Origin of the sequence: Methanosarcina spelaei, from assembly GCF_002287235.1 — an archaeon.
GTDB lineage: Archaea > Halobacteriota > Methanosarcinia > Methanosarcinales > Methanosarcinaceae > Methanosarcina > Methanosarcina spelaei.
In genome coordinates this window covers 1-3,668 of sequence record NZ_LMVP01000172.1, presented here as the reverse complement: position 1 = coordinate 3,668, position 3,668 = coordinate 1, and the positions used below count along the sequence as shown (strand labels likewise).

General features: G+C 34.5%; 5 protein-coding genes and 1 pseudogene. All 6 read left to right on the top strand.

From position 1 onward, the window contains the following. Positions 1-215 (top strand): ArsR family transcriptional regulator (locus ASJ81_RS10000; RefSeq protein ID WP_141241658.1); only part of this gene is annotated, 215 nt, incomplete at its 5' end. A gap of 615 nt (positions 216-830) precedes the next feature. After that, positions 831-953: a hypothetical protein gene (locus tag ASJ81_RS24200; RefSeq protein ID WP_275112550.1), complete on the top strand. Its 123-nt coding sequence runs from the start codon at positions 831-833 to the stop codon at positions 951-953. 188 nt (positions 954-1,141) lie between these two features. Beyond that, on the top strand, positions 1,142-1,519 hold the full coding sequence (locus tag ASJ81_RS09995) for a hypothetical protein (RefSeq protein WP_095644338.1): 378 nt from the start codon (positions 1,142-1,144) through the stop codon (positions 1,517-1,519). Further along, the gene (locus ASJ81_RS09990; RefSeq protein ID WP_095644337.1) at positions 1,516-2,265 is read left to right on the top strand and encodes an ABC transporter permease; all 750 of its coding nucleotides are present in this window, start codon (positions 1,516-1,518) and stop codon (positions 2,263-2,265) included. The genes ASJ81_RS09995 and ASJ81_RS09990 overlap by 4 nt, the downstream gene beginning before the upstream one ends. 5 nt (positions 2,266-2,270) lie before the next feature. Then, positions 2,271-3,197 carry an ABC transporter ATP-binding protein gene (locus tag ASJ81_RS09985; protein ID WP_245860017.1) on the top strand — a complete coding sequence of 309 codons (927 nt, stop codon included), beginning with the start codon at positions 2,271-2,273 and terminating at the stop codon, positions 3,195-3,197. Positions 3,198-3,460: 263 nt separating this feature from the next. Further along, a pseudogene (locus ASJ81_RS22155) lies at positions 3,461-3,668 on the top strand (TolB family protein); the annotation flags it as partial.

The window sequence follows — 3,668 nt, the reverse complement described above, 5'->3', positions numbered from 1 at the left end:
ATGAGATGACCCGGAAAATAGTTCTGAAAATATTAAAGGAAGAATGCAACACCAATGGAGACCTTGCCCGAATAACAGGAGTTTCCAAAAGTGCAATTACCAGGTATATGAAGCAATTGAATGAGTCAGGCCTTATTAAAGAAAATAAGCTGGGAAAGAGTACAATATACAGTATAAACCCTGTTTATAGGGATGCAATTGAAAAACATGTTTAAGATCTTTTAAAAATGGGTTTACTTCAGGATAAAACACCTAGAAACAGACTCAAATAAATGAAGAATAATGAAGATTGAAAATAATGAAGATAATTAAACCTCGTCTTTTACTTAACCTATAGTTATCCAATATTTGTTTCCTGAAACCTCTCGCAATATGGGTATAGCTTTATTTCTGCAATTGGTTTTTGTTTGCCTAACTTTTTTGAGGAATTGCAACTAGTTGAGCAAATATCTAAAAACAATACCAAAAAAAATGTTATTTCCTTCAAAACATCTGTGAAAGGCCGGTTATAAACAAAAATCAAAATATTTAATATGGCACGTTCTTTCAGTTCAGGACATTATTTATATTCCAGGATATCAACGATTTTTCGTATTAATTATTAACTATTGAGAAAATGAGAGAGGTTAAACATCAGATTTGATAGTTTAATGATCTGGCTAAAAACTTTGTATTTTATATAGAGTGTGTTAGTAGTGAATTATGGAGTTCAAATTTTCCCTGAAAAACCAATTTGAAATCCAAATGCAGAGGCTTAATTAATTTATCTTTGAAAAGATTTAAGGTTTACTTAATCCTGCCTCTGGAGTTAAATCACGGGGTAAAAAGAAATGACAACAAGAGAACACTTAGAAATATGTACTCTTGTTGCGTTTCTCCTGGTAAGTGTTGAGATTGCTATTGCGCATGGAGAGAGTCGCTATAGTACTGTGTCTACAATTACTGTTCCATGAGGAAGTTATTACTGTTTTGTAGAGTACGCAAAATCTCCGTGATTGGAGAGGTGAAATTTATGCGGAAGGCACTGAAGATGTGTACAGGGATCAGATAACATATTTCATATGACATAGTCCGCTTAGAATTTTTTAATAGACGTCTCTTGCTGGTTTTGAAATTAGAATATTTTTTGAAATGTGATATTATGAAAACTAGGAATTCATTGCTTATAGGAATAGTGATTGGGCTTGTATTATTCGGATTTTTTGAATATTTAGAGCTTGATCAAACATACGGAGGAATTATAGGTGCGCTTATTGTAGGTACACTAATTGGTAAAATTATAGGCAAAGACTCGGAGAAATATGCTTTTTTTTCAATATTTACGTATAACCTTATTGGCTGGATTTTAGTATTTTTGCTTACTTCCGATGGAAAGATTGCGCTACAATATGGTGGTATAGCTTTATCTGCTCTTGTTGGCTTTTTGCTTATTATGGTCTTTTTCTATTCAATAATTGGATCCTTTGGGGCATTTGTTGCCTCCAACCTGAGTAGGAATAAAGAGGATGAAGGATTATGAATTTCTCGGAAATACAGATAATTGGGGAAGATGAAACTTTCAAAGGTTCAAAAAGTAAATATGTATGGTTCTTTGGTGGAATTTTTGTATTTCTTTGTTTCCTAGCAATGCACTATAGTACTTATATATCCTTTTTATTTCCAATTTCCGAGGGCATTCCATATTCTTTGATTTCGTATATAGTGGTATTGTCTATCGGACCTTTTATTATTTTGATAACATCTTTTGATATCGTAAGCAGTGAAATCGAAACGGGATCAGTAAGATACATTATCTCCAAGGTTCATAGATCATCTTTCATTTTAGGAAAGTTTTTCTTTTTGTTTCTAGTATTTATCTCTGTTTCCACTGGAATTGCACTTATAAGCTTGATATATCAGTATTCTGAGGGTAATGCCTTTCAGCTCAAAAATATCGTTTTGTTCTGGATTTTTTCAAGCCTTTATTTGGGCTGCTTCATAAGTATTTTTTTATTCATTTCGACACTATCCGTAAATAACAAAATTTCATTTACAATGTCTGCGGTCTTTCTTGGAATTTTGATATTTTTCTTTTTACAGGGACAGGATAACTATCTAAAATATCTCACTCCCTTCTTTTATGGTGTTAAAAATATGGAGTTCATGAAAGGCTTCCCAGTTGGAGCTGGATATCTCACGGTCTTTGAAAGCCTGTTGTCAATGTTCCTGTACATGCTGGTCTTTTTGTCTATGAGTTTGCTGGCCATTAAACGGAGGGATTTATAATTACCGTGGCTATTTCTACCAAAAGCCTGTACAAAAAATATGGCTTTCGCTTTGTTCTGGAAAATCTTTCCTTGAATGTAGAAAAAGGAAGTATTTACGGCTTTTTGGGCCAGAATGGTGCCGGAAAAACAACTACAATAAAATTGCTGTCAGGACTTTCAACACCTACGCAAGGACAGATTTTTGTTGATGGTATGGATTTGTCTTCCGACTCAGGAAAGATTAAACAGATTCTGGGTCTGGTTCCCCAGGATTCCGGTTTTTACGACGAACGGACAGCCTTAAGCCACATGGTCTATTACGGCAGATTAAAAGGTCTGAGCAAAAAAGAAAGCCTGGAGCAATCCAGGGTTTTATTGGACCAGGTTGGGCTTGGTAATGAAATGTTCAAAAGGGTGGGCTATTTTTCCCATGGTATGAAAACACGATTAGGGATTGCACAAGCTCTTTTGAATGATCCAAAAGTACTGATTCTTGACGAACCTACAAATGGCCTTGACCCTGTTGGGATCCGACAAATCCGGCAAATTCTTCGTGAGTGCAATAACGAAGGAATCACAATATTTCTTTCATCCCATAACCTACTGGAAATACAGGAAATGTGTACCCATGTAGGAATTCTGAATAAAGGCAAACTTATAGCTGAAAGCACAATTGAAAAAATCCGTCACCTTGAGTCAAATGGGGTTATTACGATTGGGGTCTACAATCTCTCTTCTGAGATGATTTCTTTAATCGAGAATATGGAGTTTGTCGTAAAAACCGAATTGAAAGCCGAACATATTCTTGAAATTTTCGTAAACTCCAGGAAAGATGTCAAACCGGAAATCAACAGGTTAATTGTTGAAAGTGGAGGCCAGGTTTTCAAACTTATAGAAAACTCTCTCTCATTGGAAGATGCATTTTTTGATGCTACCGGAATAAAACTTTAATTTCAGATAGGAAGCCTATCTTTTTACATTTAAAGATCAGTCGATTGATGCTGAGTCAGGTGAAATGAAAAATCTTGCTACCACATTGGGAAAAAAGAGAACAGTCAATAGGCATCAGTTTAAAAAATTCGTTCATATAGATTCGCTCATTTAAATTTAAGACGATAATGAATGAAGTAGTTTCATATAGGCCGAATAGTTAAATTTTTTATCATATTGAATAAAGTTGAGAAGCAAATAAATTTAAATTTGCAAGGGATTACATGCCAAGAATACTGAAAATAAACTTGCTCTTAATATTACTAATCTTAAGCATGCCTACAGGCTTTGCAGCTTCATCTGAAAACCTTAATGCAGGCATTGAAAAAATTACGTCCATATCACAAATAGTGAAACCTTATTTTGACAACCTTGTGGTATCCTCAGGAACTAATCTTAAAGAACAACCTGTAATTAGAGGTTCATGGAGTC

Coding starts and splice junctions, on each gene's coding strand:
- ASJ81_RS24200 (WP_275112550.1), top strand. CDS start 831: ATGACAACAAGAGAACACTTAGAAATATGTACTCTTGTTGCGTTTCTC.
- ASJ81_RS09990 (WP_095644337.1), top strand. CDS start 1,516: ATGAATTTCTCGGAAATACAGATAATTGGGGAAGATGAAACTTTCAAA.
- ASJ81_RS09995 (WP_095644338.1), top strand. CDS start 1,142: ATGAAAACTAGGAATTCATTGCTTATAGGAATAGTGATTGGGCTTGTA.